The 18,948-nt window shown below is 67.1% G+C and carries 21 protein-coding genes; 9 read left to right on the top strand and 12 right to left on the bottom strand.

Annotated features, from left to right (window positions below):
• Positions 1-57 precede the first annotated feature (57 nt).
• The 5 genes from H977_RS0102955 to H977_RS0102935 are packed head-to-tail and all read left to right on the top strand — an operon-like array spanning position 58 to position 5,920.
• Entirely contained in the window at positions 58-963 is a 906-nt protein-coding gene (locus H977_RS0102955; RefSeq protein ID WP_231395870.1) for a hotdog family protein, read from the top strand.
• Positions 963-2,075: a CoA transferase gene (locus tag H977_RS0102950; RefSeq protein ID WP_029106452.1), complete on the top strand. Its 1,113-nt coding sequence runs from the start codon at positions 963-965 to the stop codon at positions 2,073-2,075. Before H977_RS0102955 ends, H977_RS0102950 begins: the two co-directional genes overlap by 1 nt.
• Complete coding sequence (locus H977_RS0102945) at positions 2,069-3,346, top strand: amidohydrolase family protein (protein ID WP_029106451.1); 1,278 nt, start codon at positions 2,069-2,071, stop codon at positions 3,344-3,346. The genes H977_RS0102950 and H977_RS0102945 overlap by 7 nt, the downstream gene beginning before the upstream one ends.
• Positions 3,343-4,491, top strand: a complete 1,149-nt coding sequence (locus H977_RS32405; protein WP_353587121.1) for an MFS transporter — start codon at positions 3,343-3,345, stop codon at positions 4,489-4,491. The genes H977_RS0102945 and H977_RS32405 overlap by 4 nt, the downstream gene beginning before the upstream one ends.
• Positions 4,457-5,920 (top strand): aminotransferase class I/II-fold pyridoxal phosphate-dependent enzyme, encoded by a 1,464-nt coding sequence (locus H977_RS0102935; RefSeq protein ID WP_029106450.1) that lies wholly within the window; start codon positions 4,457-4,459, stop codon positions 5,918-5,920. The genes H977_RS32405 and H977_RS0102935 overlap by 35 nt, the downstream gene beginning before the upstream one ends.
• Here the strand turns inward: H977_RS0102935 and H977_RS32400 are convergent.
• Positions 5,836-6,537, bottom strand: coding sequence for a UdgX family uracil-DNA binding protein (locus H977_RS32400; RefSeq protein ID WP_081681581.1), 702 nt, complete (start codon positions 6,535-6,537; stop codon positions 5,836-5,838). The two genes, H977_RS0102935 and H977_RS32400, sit on opposite strands and share 85 nt — an antisense overlap.
• 82 nt (positions 6,538-6,619) lie before the next feature.
• Between H977_RS32400 and H977_RS32395 the strand changes: the two genes are divergently transcribed.
• Together H977_RS32395 and H977_RS0102920 are read left to right on the top strand one after the other, a co-directional pair.
• The gene (locus H977_RS32395; protein ID WP_051288665.1) at positions 6,620-7,645 is read left to right on the top strand and encodes an alpha/beta hydrolase; all 1,026 of its coding nucleotides are present in this window, start codon (positions 6,620-6,622) and stop codon (positions 7,643-7,645) included.
• Between the two features lie 68 nt (positions 7,646-7,713).
• Entirely contained in the window at positions 7,714-8,043 is a 330-nt protein-coding gene (locus tag H977_RS0102920; protein ID WP_029106449.1) for a hypothetical protein, read from the top strand.
• Between the two features lie 10 nt (positions 8,044-8,053).
• Here H977_RS0102920 and H977_RS0102915 read toward each other — a convergent pair whose 3' ends face one another.
• Genes H977_RS0102915 through H977_RS0102870 form a run of 10 tightly spaced genes read right to left on the bottom strand, consistent with a single transcriptional unit; the run spans position 8,054 to position 16,035 of the window.
• The gene (locus H977_RS0102915) at positions 8,054-8,821 is read right to left on the bottom strand and encodes a GntR family transcriptional regulator (RefSeq protein ID WP_029106448.1); all 768 of its coding nucleotides are present in this window, start codon (positions 8,819-8,821) and stop codon (positions 8,054-8,056) included.
• A 50-nt stretch (positions 8,822-8,871) separates the two neighbouring features.
• Positions 8,872-9,651, bottom strand: coding sequence for a 3-oxoacyl-ACP reductase FabG (gene fabG, locus H977_RS0102910; protein WP_029106447.1), 780 nt, complete (start codon positions 9,649-9,651; stop codon positions 8,872-8,874).
• A gap of 19 nt (positions 9,652-9,670) precedes the next feature.
• A complete protein-coding gene (locus H977_RS0102905) occupies positions 9,671-10,675 on the bottom strand; it encodes a phosphotransferase enzyme family protein (protein WP_036474996.1) in 1,005 nt (334 codons plus the stop codon).
• A 28-nt stretch (positions 10,676-10,703) separates the two neighbouring features.
• Complete coding sequence (locus H977_RS0102900; RefSeq protein WP_029106445.1) at positions 10,704-11,369, bottom strand: microcompartment protein; 666 nt, start codon at positions 11,367-11,369, stop codon at positions 10,704-10,706.
• Positions 11,370-11,371: 2 nt separating this feature from the next.
• Entirely contained in the window at positions 11,372-11,653 is a 282-nt protein-coding gene (locus tag H977_RS0102895) for a BMC domain-containing protein (protein ID WP_029106444.1), read from the bottom strand.
• Positions 11,654-11,665: 12 nt separating this feature from the next.
• Positions 11,666-11,941 (bottom strand): EutN/CcmL family microcompartment protein, encoded by a 276-nt coding sequence (locus H977_RS0102890; protein ID WP_029106443.1) that lies wholly within the window; start codon positions 11,939-11,941, stop codon positions 11,666-11,668.
• 25 nt (positions 11,942-11,966) lie between these two features.
• Positions 11,967-12,524 (bottom strand): hypothetical protein, encoded by a 558-nt coding sequence (locus tag H977_RS0102885; RefSeq protein WP_029106442.1) that lies wholly within the window; start codon positions 12,522-12,524, stop codon positions 11,967-11,969.
• 31 nt (positions 12,525-12,555) lie between these two features.
• Complete coding sequence (locus H977_RS0102880) at positions 12,556-13,161, bottom strand: BMC domain-containing protein (protein WP_029106441.1); 606 nt, start codon at positions 13,159-13,161, stop codon at positions 12,556-12,558.
• A gap of 4 nt (positions 13,162-13,165) precedes the next feature.
• A complete protein-coding gene (locus H977_RS0102875; RefSeq protein WP_029106440.1) occupies positions 13,166-14,731 on the bottom strand; it encodes an aldehyde dehydrogenase family protein in 1,566 nt (521 codons plus the stop codon).
• On the bottom strand, positions 14,728-16,035 hold the full coding sequence (locus H977_RS0102870) for a class-III pyridoxal-phosphate-dependent aminotransferase (protein WP_029106439.1): 1,308 nt from the start codon (positions 16,033-16,035) through the stop codon (positions 14,728-14,730). Before H977_RS0102870 ends, H977_RS0102875 begins: the two co-directional genes overlap by 4 nt.
• A 183-nt stretch (positions 16,036-16,218) precedes the next feature.
• Here H977_RS0102870 and H977_RS0102865 point away from each other — a divergent pair, with 183 nt between their 5' ends.
• Together H977_RS0102865 and H977_RS0102860 are read left to right on the top strand one after the other, a co-directional pair.
• Positions 16,219-17,754: an APC family permease gene (locus tag H977_RS0102865; RefSeq protein WP_029106438.1), complete on the top strand. Its 1,536-nt coding sequence runs from the start codon at positions 16,219-16,221 to the stop codon at positions 17,752-17,754.
• A 51-nt stretch (positions 17,755-17,805) separates the two neighbouring features.
• Entirely contained in the window at positions 17,806-18,051 is a 246-nt protein-coding gene (locus H977_RS0102860) for a hypothetical protein (protein WP_029106437.1), read from the top strand.
• Here H977_RS0102860 and H977_RS0102855 read toward each other — a convergent pair.
• Positions 18,031-18,927 carry an alpha/beta hydrolase gene (locus H977_RS0102855; RefSeq protein ID WP_029106436.1) on the bottom strand — a complete coding sequence of 299 codons (897 nt, stop codon included), beginning with the start codon at positions 18,925-18,927 and terminating at the stop codon, positions 18,031-18,033. The two genes, H977_RS0102860 and H977_RS0102855, sit on opposite strands and share 21 nt — an antisense overlap.
• Positions 18,928-18,948 lie beyond the last annotated feature (21 nt).

Below are 18,948 nucleotides of genomic sequence, written 5' to 3'. Positions count from 1 at the left end.
GGTGGCCCGTATTTCGATGATCTGGCGGTTGGCCAGGTATTCGACACCGCGCCGTCGATGACGCTGACCGCCGGTGCGGCTGCCGCGCATCAGGCGATCCTCGGTGACCGGGTGCGGTTGGCTCTCGACGCCGAACTCGCCACCGCGGTGACCGGTGAGCCGGGTCCGCTGGCACATCCCGCGCTGGTCTGCGACGTGGCGATCGGGCAGAGCACGTTGGTGACGCAGCGGGTGAAGGCGAACCTGTTCTACCGCGGGCTGGCGTTCCACCGCTGCCCGGTGATCGGCGACACCCTGTATACCCGCACCGAAGTGGTTGGGCTCAAACAGAATTCGATCAAATCCGGACGCGCGGCCACCGGGCTCGCGGCGCTGAGGATGACCACCGTCGACCAGTTGGACCGCAAGGTCCTCGACTTCTACCGCTGCGCGATGCTGCCGTTGTCCGCAGATGACGTCGACACGGGACACGCCGACGATCTGTCGACCATCGGTACCGACGCCGCCGCGCCCAACCCCACGGCCGGGTGGGATGCGGAGGCTTTCCGGACCCGGGTGCCCGGCCCCCACTTCGATGCCGCCCTGGCCGGCACGGTCCTGCACAGTACCGCCGATGTGGTCGGCAGCGCCCCCGAACTCGCCCGGCTGACGCTGAACATCGCTGCCACCCATCATGATTGGCGTGTCGGTGGCCGGCGTCTGGTGTACGGCGGGCACACCATCGGGCTGGCCCTGGCCCAAGCGAGCCGGTTGCTACCGAACCTGGTCACCGTGTTGGGCTGGGAATCCTGCGACCACACCGGCCCGGTACACGAGGGCGACACCCTGTTCAGTGAGCTACATGTGGAATCGGCCGACGCCGGAGTGCTGCAACTGCGTTCGTTGGTGTACGCCGCCGGCGGACCCGACGGTGGCGATGACCGCCAGGTGCTCGACTGGCGGTTCAGCGCGCTGCAGTTCTGATGACCACGTTGGCGATGCCGAGGGAACTGCTGCGGCAGGCCCAGACGGTCGCCGACGGCTTCACGGCCCACACCGGCGTCGGGGTCGACGCCACCGAACTGCTCACCGGCCGCGCTGACCAGTTGGGCATCGCCCCGCAGGGGCAGATTTCGGCGGGCGGGGCGACGCGGCTGCTGCCCACCCGCGACGGATGGTGTGCTCTGACGTTGTCGCGCCCGGATGACATCGCGTCGATTCCCGCACTCTTGCAAGATGTCTCGGTTGATCCCGACCCGTGGCCGGCGATCGGGGCGTGGGCCGCGCGGCATTCTGCCGAGGACGTGGCCGCACGTGCCCGCCTCCTCGGCCTGCCGGCGGGTGTGCTCGGTGAAACCGTGCCCGCCCCGCCGATGGTGAGCCCACTCGGTCCGGCCCAGGCCGGCTCGCTGGCCGGGGTGTTGGTGGCCGACCTGTCCTCGATGTGGGCGGGGCCGCTGTGTGGACAGCTGCTGTCCCGGGCCGGTGCCACCGTGGTCAAGGTGGAAAGTCCGAACCGTCCGGACGGAACCCGTGCCGGCGCGCGCGAGTTCTTCGACTGGATGAACGGTGGAAAACTCTCGTACGCGGTCGATTTCGACGATTCTCGTGACCTGGCGGCGCTGCTCGGGGTGGCCGACGTGGTGATCGAGGCCTCACGGCCTGCCGCTCTGGTCAGGCGCGGGCTCGGACCCGTCGGCGTGGCGCCAAGGCCCGGCCGGATCTGGTTGCGCATCACCGGACACGGCACCGTCGGGGAGAAGGCAGACTGGGTGGCGTTCGGCGACGACGCCGCGGTGTCCGGTGGCCTGGTCGGATATCGCCGCGGTGCACCGGTATTCATCGGCGATGCCATCGCCGATCCGCTCACCGGGCTTCATGCCGCAGCTGCGGTGGCCGATTCCCGGGGCCGTGGCGGTGGTGAGCTGATCGAGTTCTCGATGGCGGCGGTGGCGGCCGGATACGCTTCCCGAAGCGGCGATGAGACCGATGTGATCGGGGTACGTCCCGCCGCGGGGCTGCCCGGCCGGGAACTCGGCTCCGACAACGATGTGGTGCGTCGGCTGGTGGCGGAACGGAACGATGCCCCATGCTGATTCGTCGTGCGACGCTGCTCGACGGGGCCGTGGTCGACCTCCGTGTCGGTGACACCATCGAAGCGGTCGGCCAGGCACTACCGCCCCAGCCCGGCGAACACGTACTCGACGCCGCATTCGGCACGGTGATACCCGGCCTGCACGATCACCATCTTCACGTGTACTCGGCTGCAGCCGAGCAGGATTCGCTGCGCGTCGGGCCCGCCGAGGTGGCCGGCGAGGCCGAGCTGGCCAGGATCCTGAGGACCGCGGTCGTGGCTGACGACGGCTGGATCCGCGCCGTCGGCTACCACGAGGCGGTGGCAGGTCCGCTGGACCGGTATTCGCTGGATCGGTTGGTTCCCGATGTCCCGGTGCGCGTGCAACATCGCACTGGTGTGCTGTGGACGGTGAACTCCCCGGGGCTCGTGCTGTTGGGGCGCAGTGATCATCCCGACGGGCGTCTGCGCAGCGCGGACCCGACCTGGTCGGAGGCGCTGGAGCGCAGGCCCGCGGCGGTCGGGGAGTTCAGTGCCCGGCTCGCCCGATACGGCGTCACCGGCGTCACGGATGCCACGCCCGACCTGCGGGCCGCCGATCGCCCCACGGATTTGCGGCAGCGTGTGCACTTCCTGGCGCCGGGCAAGCGAATCCTGCATGACGACGGACTGGATCTGGACGATCTGACGGCTTGGATCGCCGAACGGCACCGGGCCGGTGAGCCGGTGGCCGTGCATTGCGTGACGGCGGCCCAGCTGGTCGTCACGATCGCCGCGCTGCAGGCCGCGGGTGGTCATCCCGCCGACCGGATCGAGCACGCCGCGATGGTGCCGCTGGACTGCATCGACGACCTGGTCGCGCTCGGGATCACGGTGGTCACCCAACCCAACTTCGTGGCCGAGCGGGGTGATCAGTACCGCACGGATGTACCTCCCGCCGAACAGGATCAACTCTGGCGGCTGGCCACCCTGCTGGCTGCCGGAGTACCGGTGGCGCTGTCCACCGATGCGCCGTTCGGCGCGCCCGACCCGTGGGCCGCCATGCGTGCGGCGGTACACCGCCGCACGCCGCGCGGTGTGGTGCTCAATCCGGTCGAACGGATATCGGGGCGGCGTGCGCTGACGCTATTTCTGGGCAGCGCCCGGAATCCGGCCCTGCCACGGCGTATCGCGTCCGGCGAGCCCGGCGACCTGTGCCTGCTCACCGACTCCCCGCAGCGGGTGGTCGACACCCTCGATGCCGATCTGGTGGCCGCCACCATCGTCGGCGGTGTGGTGGTGTTCGAACGGTGACCGTTTGGCGGGTGCCGGGCATGCCGGCGTTGTTGGCATGTGCTGCATTGGGATTCGCCGGGTTTGCCCTGCTGTTGCCGGCAGCGCCGATGTGGGCGGTGCGCATCGGTGCCGACAACCTGGGTGCCGGTGCGGTCAACAGCGTGCTCATGTTGTTCACCGTCATCGCGCAGCTGCTGGTCGGGTGGCTGTTGCGACGGGTCGGCTGGGCCGCCACGCAGACCCTCGGGCTTGTGCTGCTCGGGGCACCGGCAGTGCTGCACCTGCTGACCGGATCGCTGTGGCAGGTGTTGCTTCTGGCGGCGTTGCGGGGTTTGGGCTTCGGGATCCTGACAGTCTGCAGTGTCAGAGGTGTCGCCGCGCTGATCCCGCAGGAGCGCCGCGGTCGCGCCATCGGCGCGTACGGACTGGCCATCGCGGCACCGCAATTCGTGCTGACCCCGTTGGCCCCCTGGCTGGCCGAGAACGTCGGGTACCCATTGGTGTTCGGGTTGGCAGCGGCACCTCTGCTCGCGGTGCCGCTGGCGTTCATCCGCCCGGCACCGGCCGTGGCGGATGAGCCGCGTTCGGATCGGCTCGGCGGTGTGGGCCGCGCGCTGGCCGGTCCGATCGCCGCGCTCGTGGTGATCACGGCGGCCGGTGGCGGGATCCTCACGTTCGCTCCTCAACTGGGTGGTGCCACGACGGCGCTCGGGGCGTTGTTGGCCTTGACCGGTACGGCAGCACTGGGCCGGTGGCTGATCGGAGGCGTGGCCGATCATCACGGCCCCGCGGGGTTCATCGCCCCGACGCTGGGCGTGGGCGCGGCCGGGTTGGCGGTGATCGCCGTGGGCATCGGAGTGGGCGGATCCGTGGTGATCCTGGGCTGTGCACTGCTCGGCACGGCCTATGGCGCGCTGCAGAACCTCACCCTGTTGCAGGCATTCGCCGCTACCGGCGAGCATGCGCGCGGCGCGGTCAGCGTCGCCTGGAACGTCGGGTTCGACGCGGGCACCGGCCTGGGTTCTCTCGCGGTAGGCGCGCTGGCCACCGCGTTCTCCTTTCCGACGGCGTTCGCCGTGATGACGGCCACGTGTGTGGGAGTCGGGTTGATGTGGGTACTCACCTGCCATGACGGGCAATCAGGGCGCGGCACCGCTGCTTGACGCGCTGCACCAGTACCACCAGTCCAACCGGTACGGGTTCTCGCCGCCAGGGCATCGCCAAGGGCGAGGTGTGGACCAGCGAGTACTGAAGGTCTTGGGGCGTGAGCCGTTCCTGAGCGACGTGCTGGCCAGCGGCGGGCTGGATGACCGGCGGATGAGCAACGGCTACCTGAGGCGGGCCGAGGACCTGATGGCCGAGGCGGTCGGGGCGAGAGTGGCGTGGTTCTCCACCTGCGGCAGTTCGCTGTCGGTCAAGGCCGCGATGATGGCCGTGGCCGGGTGCGACGGCAGCCTGCTGCTCAGCCGGGACAGCCACAAGTCGGTGGTGGCCGGCTTGATCTTCTCGGGACTGACACCACGCTGGATCACACCGCAGTGGGACGCCGAGCGTCACCTGTCGCATCCGCCGTCGCCGCAACAGGTCGAGCAGGCCTGGCAGCGTCACCCCGACGCCGCGGCCGCGCTGATCGTCAGCCCCAGCCCGTATGGCACCTGTGCCGACATCGAAGGCATCGCGAACGTCTGCCATCGCCGGGGCAAGCCGCTGATCGTCGACGAGGCGTGGGGTGCGCACCTGCCCTTCCACGAGGATCTGCCGACGTGGGCGATGAACGCCGGCGCGGACGTGTGTGTGGTGAGCGTCCACAAGATGGGCGCCGGATTCGAGCAGGGCTCGGTGTTCCACCTGCAGGGCGATCTGGTGGACCACAACCGGCTGTCCGCCTGTGCTGACCTGCTGATGACGACGAGCCCGAATGTCCTGGTGTACAGCGCGATCGACGGCTGGCGACGGCACATGGTGGAACACGGGCACGAGTTGATGGGGGCGGCACTGGATCTGGCGAACGAAACCCGCCGTGAGATCGAGGAGATCGACGACATCGAGGTGCTCGACGAGGAACTGCTGGGCAAGGAGGCCTCCCATGATCTGGACCGGCTGCAGGTGTTGATCGACGTCGCGGCGACAGGCACCTCGGGTTATCAGGCCGCCGACTGGTTGCGGGAGAACTGCCAGCTCGATCTGGGGATGACGGACCATCGCCGGGTCCTGGCCACCATGTCGCTGGCGGACGGCTCGGACACCGCGGGTCGGTTGGTCGAGGCGCTCCGGTTGTGGCGCAAGGCCGCACACGATTTCGACCCGCCACCGCGCGTCGACCTGCCCACGCCCGACGAGCTGGAACTGGAGACCGTGGTGTCGCCTCGCGACGCGTTCTTCGGCCCGGTCGAGGACGTGCCGGTGGAGAATGCTGCGGGCCGGATCTCCGCCGAGCAGATCACGCCGTACCCGCCGGGCATTCCGGCAGTGGTTCCGGGCGAACGCATCAACCAGGCCGTGCTGGACTATCTGCGGAGTGGGCTCGCGGCGGGGATGAATGTCCCCGATCCCGCCGATCCGGCCTTGCGTACCGTCCGGGTCACCGCATAGGCGGTGCGCAGGTCGGCGACCAGTCCGTCGAAGGCCTCGTCGCGGGCGTCCGACGGTCCCCGCAGCACCGCCGAGGGGTGAATCGTGGCGACCAGTGCCCGGTCTTCGCTATCTTCGGGCCCCGTGGTGTGGATGACTTCGCCACGGTGACGCGTGAGACGAAAGTCATTGCCCAGCAAGGATCTGGCGGCGGTTGCGCCCAGCAGTACGACCACTTCCGGGGAGATGGTGTCCAGCTCGGCGAGCAGCCAGGGCCGGCATGCCACCACCTCGGTCCGGCTGGGGGTCTTGTGGATCCGGCGTTTGCCGCGTTCAGCGGGTGTGAACTTGAAATGCTTGACGGCGTTGGTCAGATAGAGCTCTGAGCGGTCGATTTCGGCTGATGCCAACGCTTTGTCCAAGATGCGACCGGCCGGTCCGACGAAGGGCGCCCCCGCCCGATCCTCCCGGTCACCCGGCTGTTCACCGACCAGCATCATCCTGGCAGATCGCGGTCCGGACCCGAACACGGTTTGGGTCGCATCCTGATACAACGGACAGCCCTGGCAATCCCGGGATGCCGCAGCCAGTTTCTTCAGGTCGTGAGTCGCGGGTACGAACTCTTCGGCTCCGCCCATGTCGACTGCATACCCACCGAGGTGTTTTATCACGCTTCTGGCGGGTATGCGATTTGTGTCATTACAACGGGAGATGGTTGAGATGGCCGAGGTAGAGGTCACGTGCAAGCGGGTGCTTCACCGCAGGAGGAGCCTGGAGGCAGCGGCACTGGGAACCGGCTGCCGGGTGGCAGTGAAGAATGTCGTCCGCGCGTGGGCATTGCAGCCGAATCTGGCCTGGCCCTTGGGTTCGATCGATCGAATCGTCGGCCTGGTCCCGGCCCGGCGGTCGATGGCATCGGTCCGCCCGGTGGCCCTGCCGAACTGCCCGGCCGAAGTCGTCAGGGCCCAGGGAACTTCGGCCCGCAACGCCATCCTGTATCTGCACGGGGGCGCCTTTCTCACGTGCGGGCTGAATACGCATCGTGCGTTGGCGGCCCGTTTGTCGGCTGCCGCCGATGCGATGGTGCTCAACGTCGGGTACCGGATGCTGCCCACGTGCGGGCTGGCAGACGCGGTCGACGACGCTTTGGCCGGACTGTCCTGGCTGCGCCACAACGGATATGGCCCGAATCGTGTGGTGATCGCGGGTGATTCAGCAGGTGGGTATCTGGCCTTCGCCGCCACGCTCAAGGCGTTGTCGCGCGGTGTGACCCCGGCCGCAGGGCTGGCGGCCATCTCGCCCCTGATCGATCTGGACCCGGCCCGCAAACTGGCGCACCCCAACATCGGCCGGTGTTCCATGTTCACCGCCGCGGCCTTCTCGGCATTCGCTCGGTTTGTCCGGCGTGGGCAGTGCCGGGGAAACGCAAAGCTGATCGATCCGGTCACGGCTGATCTGTCAGATATGCCGCCGGTGATGATTCACGTGAGCGCGGACGAATCACTGCTGGTCGATTCGGAAGTGGTGGCGCAACGGTTGGCCGAGGCTCAGTCGCCGTGCGAACTGCACGTCTGGCGGGGGCAGGTGCATGATTTTCCGTTGGCCGCTGACATTCTGCCGGAGGGCCGACGCGCGATCGGCTACCTCGGCGACTTTGTGAAGGACGTCACCGAGCGGGCCGACGCGCGTCAGCAGCCAAGTTTCCGACCTCTCGGGCTCGGGTATCCAGCGACCGACGTCAGTTGACGGCGGACGCGATCGCATCGCCCGGGATCGCGAAACCGACGCCGTCCCAGTCTGATCCGGAGGTTTCGATGAGTGACACCGATATGGGACCCGACGACACGTTGTCGCCGAGTGAGTCGACTGATTCCGACGAAATCGCCAACGACGACGGTGACGAGGTCGTCGACCCACCCGACGATTGGCACGCCGCGGATCGACCCGAGCCGACGGAAGGTCTCGACAGCAGGCTCGCGGCGGAGATCCCGGATACCTCAGCGGCTCAGCCGGCTCCGCCGGACATCGAGGAAGACGTCGACGAACCCGAGGAGGTCGACGTGGTGCATCCCGATGACGTCCCCGAAGACGTGCAGCTGAGCGGACCGCAGGACGAGGGCGATTCGTTCTTTTCGGTGGAGTGAGATCGGCAGTTCAGCCGGCCTGACGTTGCAGCGTGACCGAGGCGGTATTGGCGTCTTCGTGGGTGGCGATGCCGCTGCCCTTGGCGGTCACGGCCAGCGCCGTACGGTCGCCGCGGAACAAGTCGCGCGAGAACTCGCACGGAGAACCGTTCTGGTCGTAGGTGACTCGGGTGATCAACAGCAGTGCCGCCTTGGGCTTGATGCCGAGAAGGGTGGCTTCACTGCTGGTGGCGCTCACCGCCTCGATGCGCTCGTCGGCCCGCCCGGTGACCAGACCGTATCGGGATTCCAGGATTTCGTAGAGCGAGCCGCCCAGTTGCTGTTCGAGCAGGCCGGGAAAGGCATCGGCCGGGAACTGCGCGTGTTCGAGCGAGATGGGGGACCCGTCGGCCAGGCGGACGCGTTGGATCTCGATGACGTAGTCGCCGGGGCCGAGGCGCAGGGCGGTTCTGGTGGCATCGTCGGGGGTGGTGATCCGCGTCGAGAGCACCCGCGTACCCGCGACATATCCCTGATTGGCCAGGAAGGCGGGCACGCCCACCACATCGGACAGGTGCCGCTCCACCTGCCCGTGGCTGATGAAGATGCCGCCTGCCCGGCCGATCACCCGGTGCACCAGCCCGGCTTCCTCCAACGCGGCCAGCACCTGACGCAGGCTGGAGCGGCTGGTGCCGTAGCGTTCGGCCAGGTCGCGTTCACTGCCGAGTTTGGCGCCGGGGGTGCCCGCGTTGATGTCGGCGACGATGCGCCTGCGTAACTCTTCGCTGTGAACTGCCACCCCGGCCCCCTGCCCCGCGTATTGGTCCAGCCAATTCTATCCAGGTTGAACTAGAGTTCAGCGATCGCCATGTGAGATTCGGGAAGAATCTGTCCGCCGTCGACGACCAGCGACTGTCCGGTGATGTACGCGGCTTCATCGGTGGCGAAGAACAGCGCCGCGTTGCCGATGTCGGCGACCGACCCGAGCCGGCCGGAAGGTACCGCCGACGCCATTTGGTCCATGTAGTCCTGGCCCATTTCGACCAGACCCTCGGTGATGATGTTGCCGGGCAGCACGGCGTTGACGGTGATCTTCTTGGACGCCAGTTCCATTGCGGCGGTGCGCAGGAAGCCGAGCTGAGCGGCTTTGGAGGCACCGTAGTGCGACCAGCCGGGGTAGCCGGTGATGGGTCCGGTGATCGACGACGTGATGACGACCCGACCGTGGCCGCTGGCGGTCAGCGCCGCGAGCGCGGCCTGCACGATGTAGACGGTGCCCTTGAAATTCACGGCAAGGACTTGGTCGATGTCGTCGGGAGTGAGGTCTTCCAACCGCCCGGAGGGAAAAATGCCGGCATTGGCGCACACGATGTCCAGGCCGCCGTGCCGCTCGACGGCGGCACCGACCACCTGGCGGGCGTCTTCGGGGCTGGTCACATCCGCGCGCAGGGCGCTGACCCGTCCCGGCGCGTCTGCGAGCGCTGCGACCGCCTCATCGAGATCGCCCTGGTTGCGACCGGTGATGAGGACGTCCACGCCGGCATCGGCGAACGTCTGGGCGATGCCGCGGCCGATGCCCTTGCTGCCGCCGGTGACGATGGCCGAGCGGCCCTGAAGCGATACGAACATATTTGGGGTCCTTTGAGAGTCAGATCAAGGTGAGGCCGTTGGAGCGCAGGTAGCGCTCGGCGAGTTCACAGCTGCCCGCTGCGTAGCTGATGGCCTTGGTGGCCGATTCCCTGGAGTGGCTGTGGCTGCCCATCCAGGCCAGCAACAGCAGCCTGCGCAACAGCACGAACGATGCCAGCATGTCCTCGTCGGAGGATGCCAGCTCGCGTCTGGTGCGGTAGCCGCTCACCCAGGCGTCCTGCCATTCCGGCAGTGCCGGGTCATCTTCGATGAATGACACTGCCGTGCCGAAATCGTAGAAATACCAGCCGAATCCACAGTCGTCGAAGTCGATGACGGTAATCTTCGAAGCCCCCGACGGGTCCGGGTCCACCAGTAGATTGGCCAGTCGCAGGTCGGCGTGGATCAGTCCGTAGACCTCGGATCCGGTGCCGTAGGCGTGCAGCCGGTCGTGCAGCAACTGCTGGGCCCGTTCGAGCACCTGCTGCTCGGCCGGACCGACGCCTTCGGCGTCGTGCCAGCGGCCCCATCTGGGAGCGCCGCCCAGGCTGTGCTCCCAGTCCCAGGAGAACCTGCCGAATCCGGCCGGACGTTCCCACCGCCGCGAATGGTCGTGCAGCGCAGCGGTGATCCGGCCCAGCGTGTGGAAGTCGTCGAGTGTCAACGTGTCCTCGTCGGGCTCGGCCCCGGCGACCATGCCGAAGTGCACGACGTGGCGCGCGATCCCGCCGGTTTCCCTACCACCGAGGGTCACCACCCGCCGGCCGTCCCTGGCAGGCAGCACTGTGGGCACCGTGACGTCGCTGTCGGTCCGCAACGCCTGCAGCCAGTCCAGTTCGGATTCGATCTCGTGAGGCTGGTGGTAGTCCTGCCGGTGGACCCGCAAAATGGACTGGGTGCCGGCGTCCTCGACGAGATAGGTCGCATTCTCGGACAGGTTCAGCAACCGCAGGGTCGCATCCGCCCCGATGTCGTATTGGCTCAATGCCAGTTGGGCGACATCGATCTCGTCGGTGATAACCATCGGTCCTATCTCCTCTTCACGCAAGCGCTCATTGGTGGCTCCGCCCTTCGATGCCATCGAGCACCACCGTGATCCGGTCCCGTGCCACCGTGACGTCATCGGTGCTGCCGCCGATGTAGAGCCTTCCAGCGGCGCCGATCATCTGCACGTCAACCACAGTAAGCCCAGGTGCCGCGCGCTCCGCCTCGTTGGCCGCGACCGCCGCGAACAGCGCCGGGGTCATCTCGTACACCAGCAGAGACTGCCCGGGCAGGATCATCGACGCCTGCCGATTGCGGTTGAGGATCACCGCGTGCTGGTCGGTGATGTTCTCGATGATGTCGTGGTAGAGCACCTGTGGCCGCAGCTGGTCGGAGGCCTTGTTGCCGGTGCCGGACAGGATCGCCTCGCCGGCTCGCCGGACATCCTCCAGATTGGCCGAGTGGATCTCCAGCACGCCGAATTGCCGTTCCACGTACAGGATTCCGGGCTGGATGCCGGGAACCTCACGCAGGGCCAGGTCGATCACCCGCTCGATCGCCAAGGCGGGGGACACCTCGACGATCAGTGCGTGCTCGCCCTCATACGGTGGGTAACCCCGGGCCCTGGTGGGTGTTCCGAGGTAGGCGGCGAACTGGCGCTGCAGGTCCTCCACCAACAGGTAGACGCGGATCTGGGTGCGAATCCGCGTGCTCTCCTCTGCTTGGGGCGGCATGGCTACTTGCCGGCGACCGCGAAGTGCGCGCCGAGCTCGTTGTGCGGACGCGGGATGACGTGCACGCTCACCAGTTCGCCCACCTGCGAGGCGGTCTCGGCGCCGGCTTCGGTGGCAGCCTTGACGGCGCCCACCTCGCCGGTGACGATCACGGCGACCAGCCCGTCGCCGACCTGCTGGCGGTCGGTGATGGTGACGTTGGCAGCCTTCACCATGGCGTCGGCGGCGGCCAGCGCAGCCACGTAGCCCTTGGTCTCGATCAGTCCGATTGCGTTGCTGGACATGGGTCTTTCTCCTTATTTGTTGGAATTGCCGGTTGGGTTGGTGTCTGTGCTCGTATCGATGGACCCGATGATGAGTGCGTCGACCGGAGGCGGGGTGCCGGTGAACCAGCCCGAGGCGACCGAGCCCTGGGCGACGAGGACCCGTTCGCCCACGCCGCTGCCGAGGACGTCGAAGGCGATCAGCTTCGATCCGCTGCCGTCGACCTCGACCTCGAGGAATGCTCCGGCGGGGATGCCGTCGATCCGACGGGTCGACCACACGTTGCCGGTGACAACCGCTGAAATCATGTGCGCTCCTTCGTCGCTGGGGCGATCATTTGCGCTCCTTCTCAATCGTGATGCCCAAGGTCCGGGCCTTCTCGCGGGCCAGCGGGGTCAGCACCGCCTTGCGGCCGAGCACGAGCGTGCCTCCGGCCATGTCGGCGATGTGGCGTTCGGTTACCGCACCGGTTTCGATGCGATGGACGGCTCCGCTGCCGGTCGATCGGGCCGGTCCTGCCAGACGGAAGCTGAGCCGGCCGGCTTTGAGGTCCGCACGGGTCTTCGGGCTTTCGAAGAGCCGCAACAGCTTCCGGACGAAATTGTCGAGGTCTCGGTCGTTGGCCAATTGCACGGCCTCGGTGCGCTTCTTGTCGTCGACGGCACGGGGTCCGGTGGGTTCCACACCGAACTGCTCGGCTGCCGTCGGCGGAGCCGACAATCCGGCTCGCGTCGGCGGAGCCGACAATCCGGCTCGCGTCGGCGGAGCCGGGGCCGGTGGTGGGGGGACGGCCACCGGCCCCGGGGTCTTGGCGGCGGCCCGGGCGTCCCGGACCGCCTCCCGAACCACCTCGCGCACGAGGGCGCGTAGCTCGTCACGACTTATGCTCATGCGCGATCCGCCTTCGCTTCTCGCTGGCCGTTCACGCCGTGGCCCTCGCCAGCGCATCACGCGCCGCCTCGGCCGCCGTACGAACATCGGCTTCGGTTCCGGACAGGTACACGCGGCCGGTGGCGCCGATCATCCTGAAGTCGACCACCTTGATGTCCGCGGCCTTCTCGGCCTCGTTGGTCGCCAGGATCGCATAGGACGCGGGGGCGACCTCGAGCACGAACAGGGATTCGCCTGCCAGCACCATGGACCCGATCTTGTTGCGGTTGATCAGGAATGCGTGCTGGTGGTCGATGCTGGAGATGATGCGGGAGGCCAGCACATTCGGCTGCACCGCACTTCCGGTGTCGCCACCCAGCTCATCCAGTGCCGCGTCGGCGGCGGCCTTGACCGCACCGGTCTCGCCGTGGAATTCCAGGTAACCGAATTGGCGCTCTACCACCAGGATTCCGGCCTTGACCTCGGCATGCTTGAGCGCCACGTCGGTGACGCCCTCGATGTCCAGGCCCGGGGCCACCTCGATGATCTGGGCGGCCTGGCCGGCCCGGGGTAGAGCGCCCTTGATCCAGGTGCCCAGGTACGACATGGTCTGCGGTTGCAGCCGGTCGATGAAGATGAAAGAACGAAGTTCAGCCACAGCCCTACCTCTTGATCAGTTGTGCGAGTTCTTCGGCCACCAGCGCGCGCAACTCGGCACGCAGTGCGTCCAGGCCCAGGTCGGTCGAATGGTTCGGGGTGGCCCGGCGAGGTGCCGTTCTCATGTGGGATGGCGCACCGTGACGGTCATTGGAGGCGCGTGGATACTCCGGCACCGGTCCCGTCGGCGAGTGCCACGGGCTGATGCCCGCGAAGTTGGCCATGGGCACGCCGGAATCGCTGTTGTAGGCGATGCGGGCCCAGTTGATCAGGTTCTGCGGCTGCAGGTTCTCACCGATGGAGCTGCGTCCGACGAACCCGGTACCGATCGTCATCGACGGTGCCAGGTTGGTGTCCAGTCCGGAGCTGCCGGTGCTGTTGCCGACGTTGACCGACACGCGCAGTACCGGTACCTGAGCCGCGAAATCGGTGATCACCGATGGGTTTTCGCTGTGGATGGCGGCCGAATGGCCGGCGCCGCCGATCCTCACCACTGCCCGGGCCGCTCGGATTCCGCGTGCGGCGTCCGCGGCGGTCGTCATGCCGAGCACCGGGGACAACTTCTCGTGGGCCAGCATCTCCTCGCTGATCACGTCGTTGAACGGCGCGATCAGCACTCGGGTCTTGGGGGTGACCCGCAGGCCCGCCTGCCCGGCGATCCACGCGGCGTCACGGCCCACCACGTCGGTATTGAGATGCCCGTCGGCGAACATGTAGGCGCGCAGCCGCCGTGCGCCGTCCTCGTCGAGGATGTGCGCGCCGGCGCGGGTCAGCGCACCGCCGAGCTTGCCGGCGATCACATCTTCGGCGATCAGGACGGATTCGTTGGTGCACAGCACCGAATTGTCGAAGGCCTTGCTGTCCACGATGCGCTTGGCCGCGGCATTGATGTCGGCGCTGGCCTCGACGAGAACCGGGACGTTGCCCGGACCGACGCCCAGTGCGGGGTTGCCCGACGAATACGCCGCCCGCACGACACCGGTGCCCCCGGTCGCCACGATGACATCGGTGCGCTCGTCGGCCATCAGTGCCTGCACCAGAGGGATGGACGGTTCGTCGACCACCTGGACGATGCCGTCTGGCGCGCCTGCCGCCACCGCGGCCTCGGCGAGCACGCGGGCCGCATCGGCCGAGCACTGCCTGGCTCGGGGATGCGGGGCGACGACGACGGCGTTGCGCGTCATCAGTGCCAGGATCACCTTGAAGTACACCGTGGCAACGGGATTGGTGGTCGGCGTCAGTGCCAGCACCACCCCGGCGGGCCGCGGGAGTTCGACGATCTTGCGCGCCTCGTCGACCCGGGGCGACACATAGTCTCCTGCGAACTCGCCCCGAGCGTAGTAGTCGACGATGCCGCGCGAGCACGCCCGGTTCTTGGTGACCTTGTCGGCCACCACACCCATCCCGGTCTCGGCGACCGCTTCGGCGGCGAACCGTTCAGCCGCGGTGTAGGCGGCGTCGGCTGCGGCGTTGACGATGTTGTTCACCGCCGTCGCGTCGTAATCGGCGTACGCCGCCGCGGCCCAACGGGCGCGTTCCAGCATGTGGCCGGCCTGTGCGGTACTGGTCATGATGCTTTACGTCCCTTCGGGTTCGACCGGCCTCGGGGCCCTCTCGCGGCCTCGCAAGCTCGGCCGACGGCGACGGCGAGGCGGTCCAGGACGTCCTCGCACAGCTCACGCGAGAGCAACAGGCCTGGTTTGAACTGCAGCACACGGGGATCCAGTGTCGAGAAGATCGCCCACACGCCGTTCTCGTAGAGCTCACGCATGATGAACTTGGCACCCTCGGGGTGATCGAACTCCAGGCCGATCACCACGCCGTTCTGCCGGATCCCGACGAACCAGTCCGGATGGTCGGCTTGGATGCGTTGCAGCCCGTGTTCGAAGAGGTCGGAGATGTAGTGCACCATCGAGCGCACTTCGGGTCGTGTGCAGATCTCCAAGGTCTTGATGGCGGCGACGCATCCGAGCTCGGCACCACCGAATGTCGAGATGTGACCGAATCCGTCCTGGTCGAGCCATTGGGCGGCGCGGTCGCCCAACAGGGCCGCGGTGATCGGATACATGCCGCCGGACAGGCCCTTGCCGGTGACGAGGATGTCGGGCTCGATGCCGTGCTTGGTGATGGCCCACAGTTCACCGGTGCGCATCAGCCCGGTCTGCACCTCGTCGGCGATGTAGAGCGTGCCGTGCTTCTCGGTCGCGGCCTTGACCGCTTCGAGGTAACCCGGTGCGGGGAGCGGGAATCCGTACGTCGCCGGGATGGTCTCCATGATCACCGCGGCGATATCGCCTGAGGCCAGCACCCGCTCCATGGCCTCGATGTCGTTGAACGGCACCTGGAGGAACTCGTCGGGCTGGTCGGCCAGGAAGAACTTGGCGAACCGGTCGTCGCCCGTGGCGACCGCCAGACCGGTGTGGCCGTGGTAGGCCTTGACGATCGAGACGATCTTGCGGCGTTGGGTGGCGTGACGGGCACTCTTGAGCGCGATGTCGATCGCCTCGCCGCCGCCGGAGCCGAACGCGACCTTTTTGATCGACGCCGGCGCGGTCTCGACCAGCCGCTGCGCCAGTGCCGTGCGGGCCACCGACGGGAAGTGGTGGTTACCGACGTCGAAGTGTTCCATACCTTCGGTAATCGCCTGCATCACTTCGGGATTGCGATGACCCAGGTTGTAGGTGCCCCCGTTGAGGTGCATGTCGATCAGGCGGCGTCCGCCCATGTCCCACAAGAAATAACCCTCGCGGCGGTCGATCACCAGATCGACACCCGAGTCCGTCCAGAACTGCGTCTTGTCTGGATTCCAGAACGTCTTGGCTCGCTCCAGCACTTGGGCTTTGGAATCGAACGCGAACGTGCCGTAGTCGTACATGCGGCTCCCTCTTCAGCTATGCGGTAGCTGTGATGGGCCTCACCGTAAACGGTCGCAACCATTTATGTCAATGGTTGAAAGAAGTGCTTGCCAACCGATTTTGGTAGTGCCAATATACGTAGGTCCCAACTGTGGCACAGGCCACATCGGGTGTCCCATTGTTACCTGGAAGGTACCCCCTAGATGACCGATCAAGCTGTCGCTGGGAGTGAAGACGCAGCTCAAGACGTCCAACGACTGAAACGCAACGCCGTCGGCACCGTCGGCGTCATATTCATGGCGGTGGCGACCGCCGCTCCGATCACGGCAATGGTCGGCAACGTGCCGATTGCCGTCGGCTTCGGAAATGGTTCGCACGCACCGGCCGGCTACATCGTGGCGACCGTCGTCCTCGGCCTTTTCGCCGTCGGCTACGCGACCATGGCCAAGCACATCACCACCACCGGAGCCTTCTACGGCTACATCTCCCACGGCCTCGGCCGCGTCGTCGGGATGGCCAGCGGCGGTCTGATCACCATGGCCTATGTGGTGTTCGAGGCCTCCCTGATCGGTATCTTCTCGTTCTTCTTCCAGAACTTGATGCAATCGCAGCTCGGCATGCACATCCACTGGATAATTCCGGCGCTGCTGATGCTGACGGTCAACGCGGTGCTCACCTACTTCGACGTCAACCTGACCGCCAAGGTCCTCGGAGTGTTCTTGGTGACCGAGATCGTCATGCTTGCGCTCGGTGCGCTGGCGGTGCTGGTCAAGGGCGGCGGGCCGCAGGGCTTCGCGGTCGCCGAGACCATCAATCCCATCGGCGCGTTTTCCCCCGCCGCCGGAATCGCCGGTGCCAGTGCGGGATTGGGTCTGTTCTTCGCGTTCTGGTCGTGGGTGGGTTTCGAATCGACCGCGATGTACGGCGAGGAGTCGCGTAACCCGAAGAAGATCATCCCCCGCGCCACCATGCTGAGTGTGCTTGGCGTCGGCGCGTTCTACGTGTTCGTGTCCTGGATGGCGATCGCCGGAACGGGCCCGCAGCAGGCTGTGGAACTCGCGCAGGATTCCGCCACGTCATCGGAGATCTTCTTCGGCCCGGTGCGCAGCACCTACGGCGAGTGGGCGATCACGGTGTTCAACATCTTGCTGGTCACCGGATCGTTCGCCTGCGGCATGGCGTTCCACAACTGTGCTTCGCGCTACCTGTACGCCCTGGGGCGTGAAGGGCTGTCGAAAGGCCTGCAGAAGACCATCGGCGCAACACATCCGACGCACGGCTCGCCACACATCGCCTCGTTCGTGCAGAGTGCGATCACTCTGGTGATCATCCTGGCCTTCCTGTTCGCCGGGATGGATCCCTATGTGCACATGTACACGCTGCTGGCGATCCTGGGCACCATGGCGATCCTGATCGTGCAGTCGCTGTGCGCCTTCTCGGTGATCAGCTACTTCCACATCCGCAAGAACCATCCGGTGTCCAAGCATTGGTTCAAGACGCTGGTCGCCCCGGGTCTGGGCGGAATCGGCATGCTCTACGTGGTGTACCTGCTGTGGGAGCACAAAGACGCGGCGGCGGGCACCGCATCCGGCAGCTTGCTGTTCAAGCTGACGCCGTGGATCGTGGTGGGAATCTTCATCCTGGGCGCCGGTATGGCCATCTACTTCAAGCTGCGCGATCCGCGCCGCTACGACTTGATCGGCCGGATCGTGTTCGAGGACAACGTTGTTCGAGACTGAAACCGCTCGAGATCGAAGCCATCGGCGACCGATCACCGACCAGGCCGGTAGATGGACACCTTCGAGCGTGTGCTGCTGAAGTTCGTCCTCGCGTGGGCTCCCTACGGGGGTCCACGCGAGGACGACGTCTGGCTCGAATTCGGTATGACCGCCGAGCAGTTGCGTGTCAGGTTCGCCAGGACCGTCGCCGGTCACGTGCCCAGGATCAGGGCCTTGTCGGCCGCCGACCGTTGTCTGCTGGGACAGGCCTGCCGGTACCTGCGGCAGCAGCGCGAATCAGGCGAACGCCACCCGTAAACTCGCGCACTGACTGGCCATGAAGGCTTGGGCCACAGGTGTTTTCGCCGCGATCTGATCGAACCCGTGGAACGCCCCGTACACCTCTTCCACCTGGCATTCGACGCCGGCGTCGCGTAGCCGCTCGGCGTAGGCCATGTCCTCGTCGTGGAACAGGTCCAGCGTCCCGACACCGATCCAGGCCGGCGGCAGCCCGGCAAGATCAAGACGTCGGCCCGGTACCGCGACGGCCGGATCGGCTCCGCCGAGGTAAGCCGACCAGCCGAACTTGTTGCTGCCCTGCGTCCACAGCCGGTGGCCGGGATTCTCCAACTCCGGGCCCACCGACCGGTCGTCGAGCATCGGGTAGACCAGAATCTGCGCGGCCAGGGAAACCTCGCCGCGATCGCGCGCAAGCAGGGCAAGCGCGGCGGCCAACCCACCGCCCGCGCTGGCGCCGGCCACCGCGACCCGCGACGAATCGACCGCGGGAAGTGCCGCCAGCCATTTCACCGCGTCGTAGCAGTCCTCCAGCCCGGCCGGGTAGGGATTCTGCGGTGCCAGCCGGTACTTGACCGCGGCCACCGTGGCGCCCAGTTCCCTGGCGAAGCGCCGGCACAGGGCGTCGTCCTGCGCGGGGCTGCCCAGCACGTAGCCGCCGCCGTGGATCCACAACAGGGCCGGCGTCGGCTCGGTGACACCGGTCGGCCGGAACAACCGCACTCCGACGCCGGAGCTCAAGGTCAGTACCTCGACGTCAGCGGGTGTCTGCCGGTTCTGCAACATCGTCAGCCGCTGGAGCAGCGGCAACGTCCGCCTGCTCACCAGTTGGCGCGGGATGAAGCGGGCGATGCGTTCGAGATCCGGGTGGAAGCCGGTGGGGGTGGCGGTCGTCACCCCCACAGTTCTACCCGGTGA

This window comes from Mycobacterium sp. URHD0025, from assembly GCF_000426065.1.
Lineage (GTDB): Bacteria > Actinomycetota > Actinomycetes > Mycobacteriales > Mycobacteriaceae > Mycobacterium.
This window is presented reverse-complemented; position numbering and strand designations above follow the sequence as displayed.

Excerpts from the sequence above, each read along its gene's own strand:
- H977_RS0102955 (WP_231395870.1), top strand. The coding sequence starts at position 58 with ATGACGCTGACCGCCGGTGCGGCTGCCGCGCATCAGGCGATCCTCGGT.
- H977_RS0102950 (WP_029106452.1), top strand. The coding sequence starts at position 963 with ATGACCACGTTGGCGATGCCGAGGGAACTGCTGCGGCAGGCCCAGACG.
- H977_RS0102945 (WP_029106451.1), top strand. The coding sequence starts at position 2,069 with ATGCTGATTCGTCGTGCGACGCTGCTCGACGGGGCCGTGGTCGACCTC.
- H977_RS0102935 (WP_029106450.1), top strand. The coding sequence starts at position 4,457 with ATGACGGGCAATCAGGGCGCGGCACCGCTGCTTGACGCGCTGCACCAG.
- H977_RS32400 (WP_081681581.1), bottom strand. The coding sequence starts at position 6,537 with ATGGGCGGAGCCGAAGAGTTCGTACCCGCGACTCACGACCTGAAGAAA.
- H977_RS32395 (WP_051288665.1), top strand. The coding sequence starts at position 6,620 with ATGGCCGAGGTAGAGGTCACGTGCAAGCGGGTGCTTCACCGCAGGAGG.
- H977_RS0102920 (WP_029106449.1), top strand. The coding sequence starts at position 7,714 with ATGAGTGACACCGATATGGGACCCGACGACACGTTGTCGCCGAGTGAG.
- fabG (WP_029106447.1), bottom strand. The coding sequence starts at position 9,651 with ATGTTCGTATCGCTTCAGGGCCGCTCGGCCATCGTCACCGGCGGCAGC.
- H977_RS0102905 (WP_036474996.1), bottom strand. The coding sequence starts at position 10,675 with ATGGTTATCACCGACGAGATCGATGTCGCCCAACTGGCATTGAGCCAA.
- H977_RS0102900 (WP_029106445.1), bottom strand. The coding sequence starts at position 11,369 with ATGCCGCCCCAAGCAGAGGAGAGCACGCGGATTCGCACCCAGATCCGC.
- H977_RS0102895 (WP_029106444.1), bottom strand. The coding sequence starts at position 11,653 with ATGTCCAGCAACGCAATCGGACTGATCGAGACCAAGGGCTACGTGGCT.
- H977_RS0102890 (WP_029106443.1), bottom strand. The coding sequence starts at position 11,941 with ATGATTTCAGCGGTTGTCACCGGCAACGTGTGGTCGACCCGTCGGATC.
- H977_RS0102885 (WP_029106442.1), bottom strand. The coding sequence starts at position 12,524 with ATGAGCATAAGTCGTGACGAGCTACGCGCCCTCGTGCGCGAGGTGGTT.
- H977_RS0102875 (WP_029106440.1), bottom strand. The coding sequence starts at position 14,731 with ATGACCAGTACCGCACAGGCCGGCCACATGCTGGAACGCGCCCGTTGG.
- H977_RS0102870 (WP_029106439.1), bottom strand. The coding sequence starts at position 16,035 with ATGTACGACTACGGCACGTTCGCGTTCGATTCCAAAGCCCAAGTGCTG.
- H977_RS0102865 (WP_029106438.1), top strand. The coding sequence starts at position 16,219 with ATGACCGATCAAGCTGTCGCTGGGAGTGAAGACGCAGCTCAAGACGTC.
- H977_RS0102860 (WP_029106437.1), top strand. The coding sequence starts at position 17,806 with ATGGACACCTTCGAGCGTGTGCTGCTGAAGTTCGTCCTCGCGTGGGCT.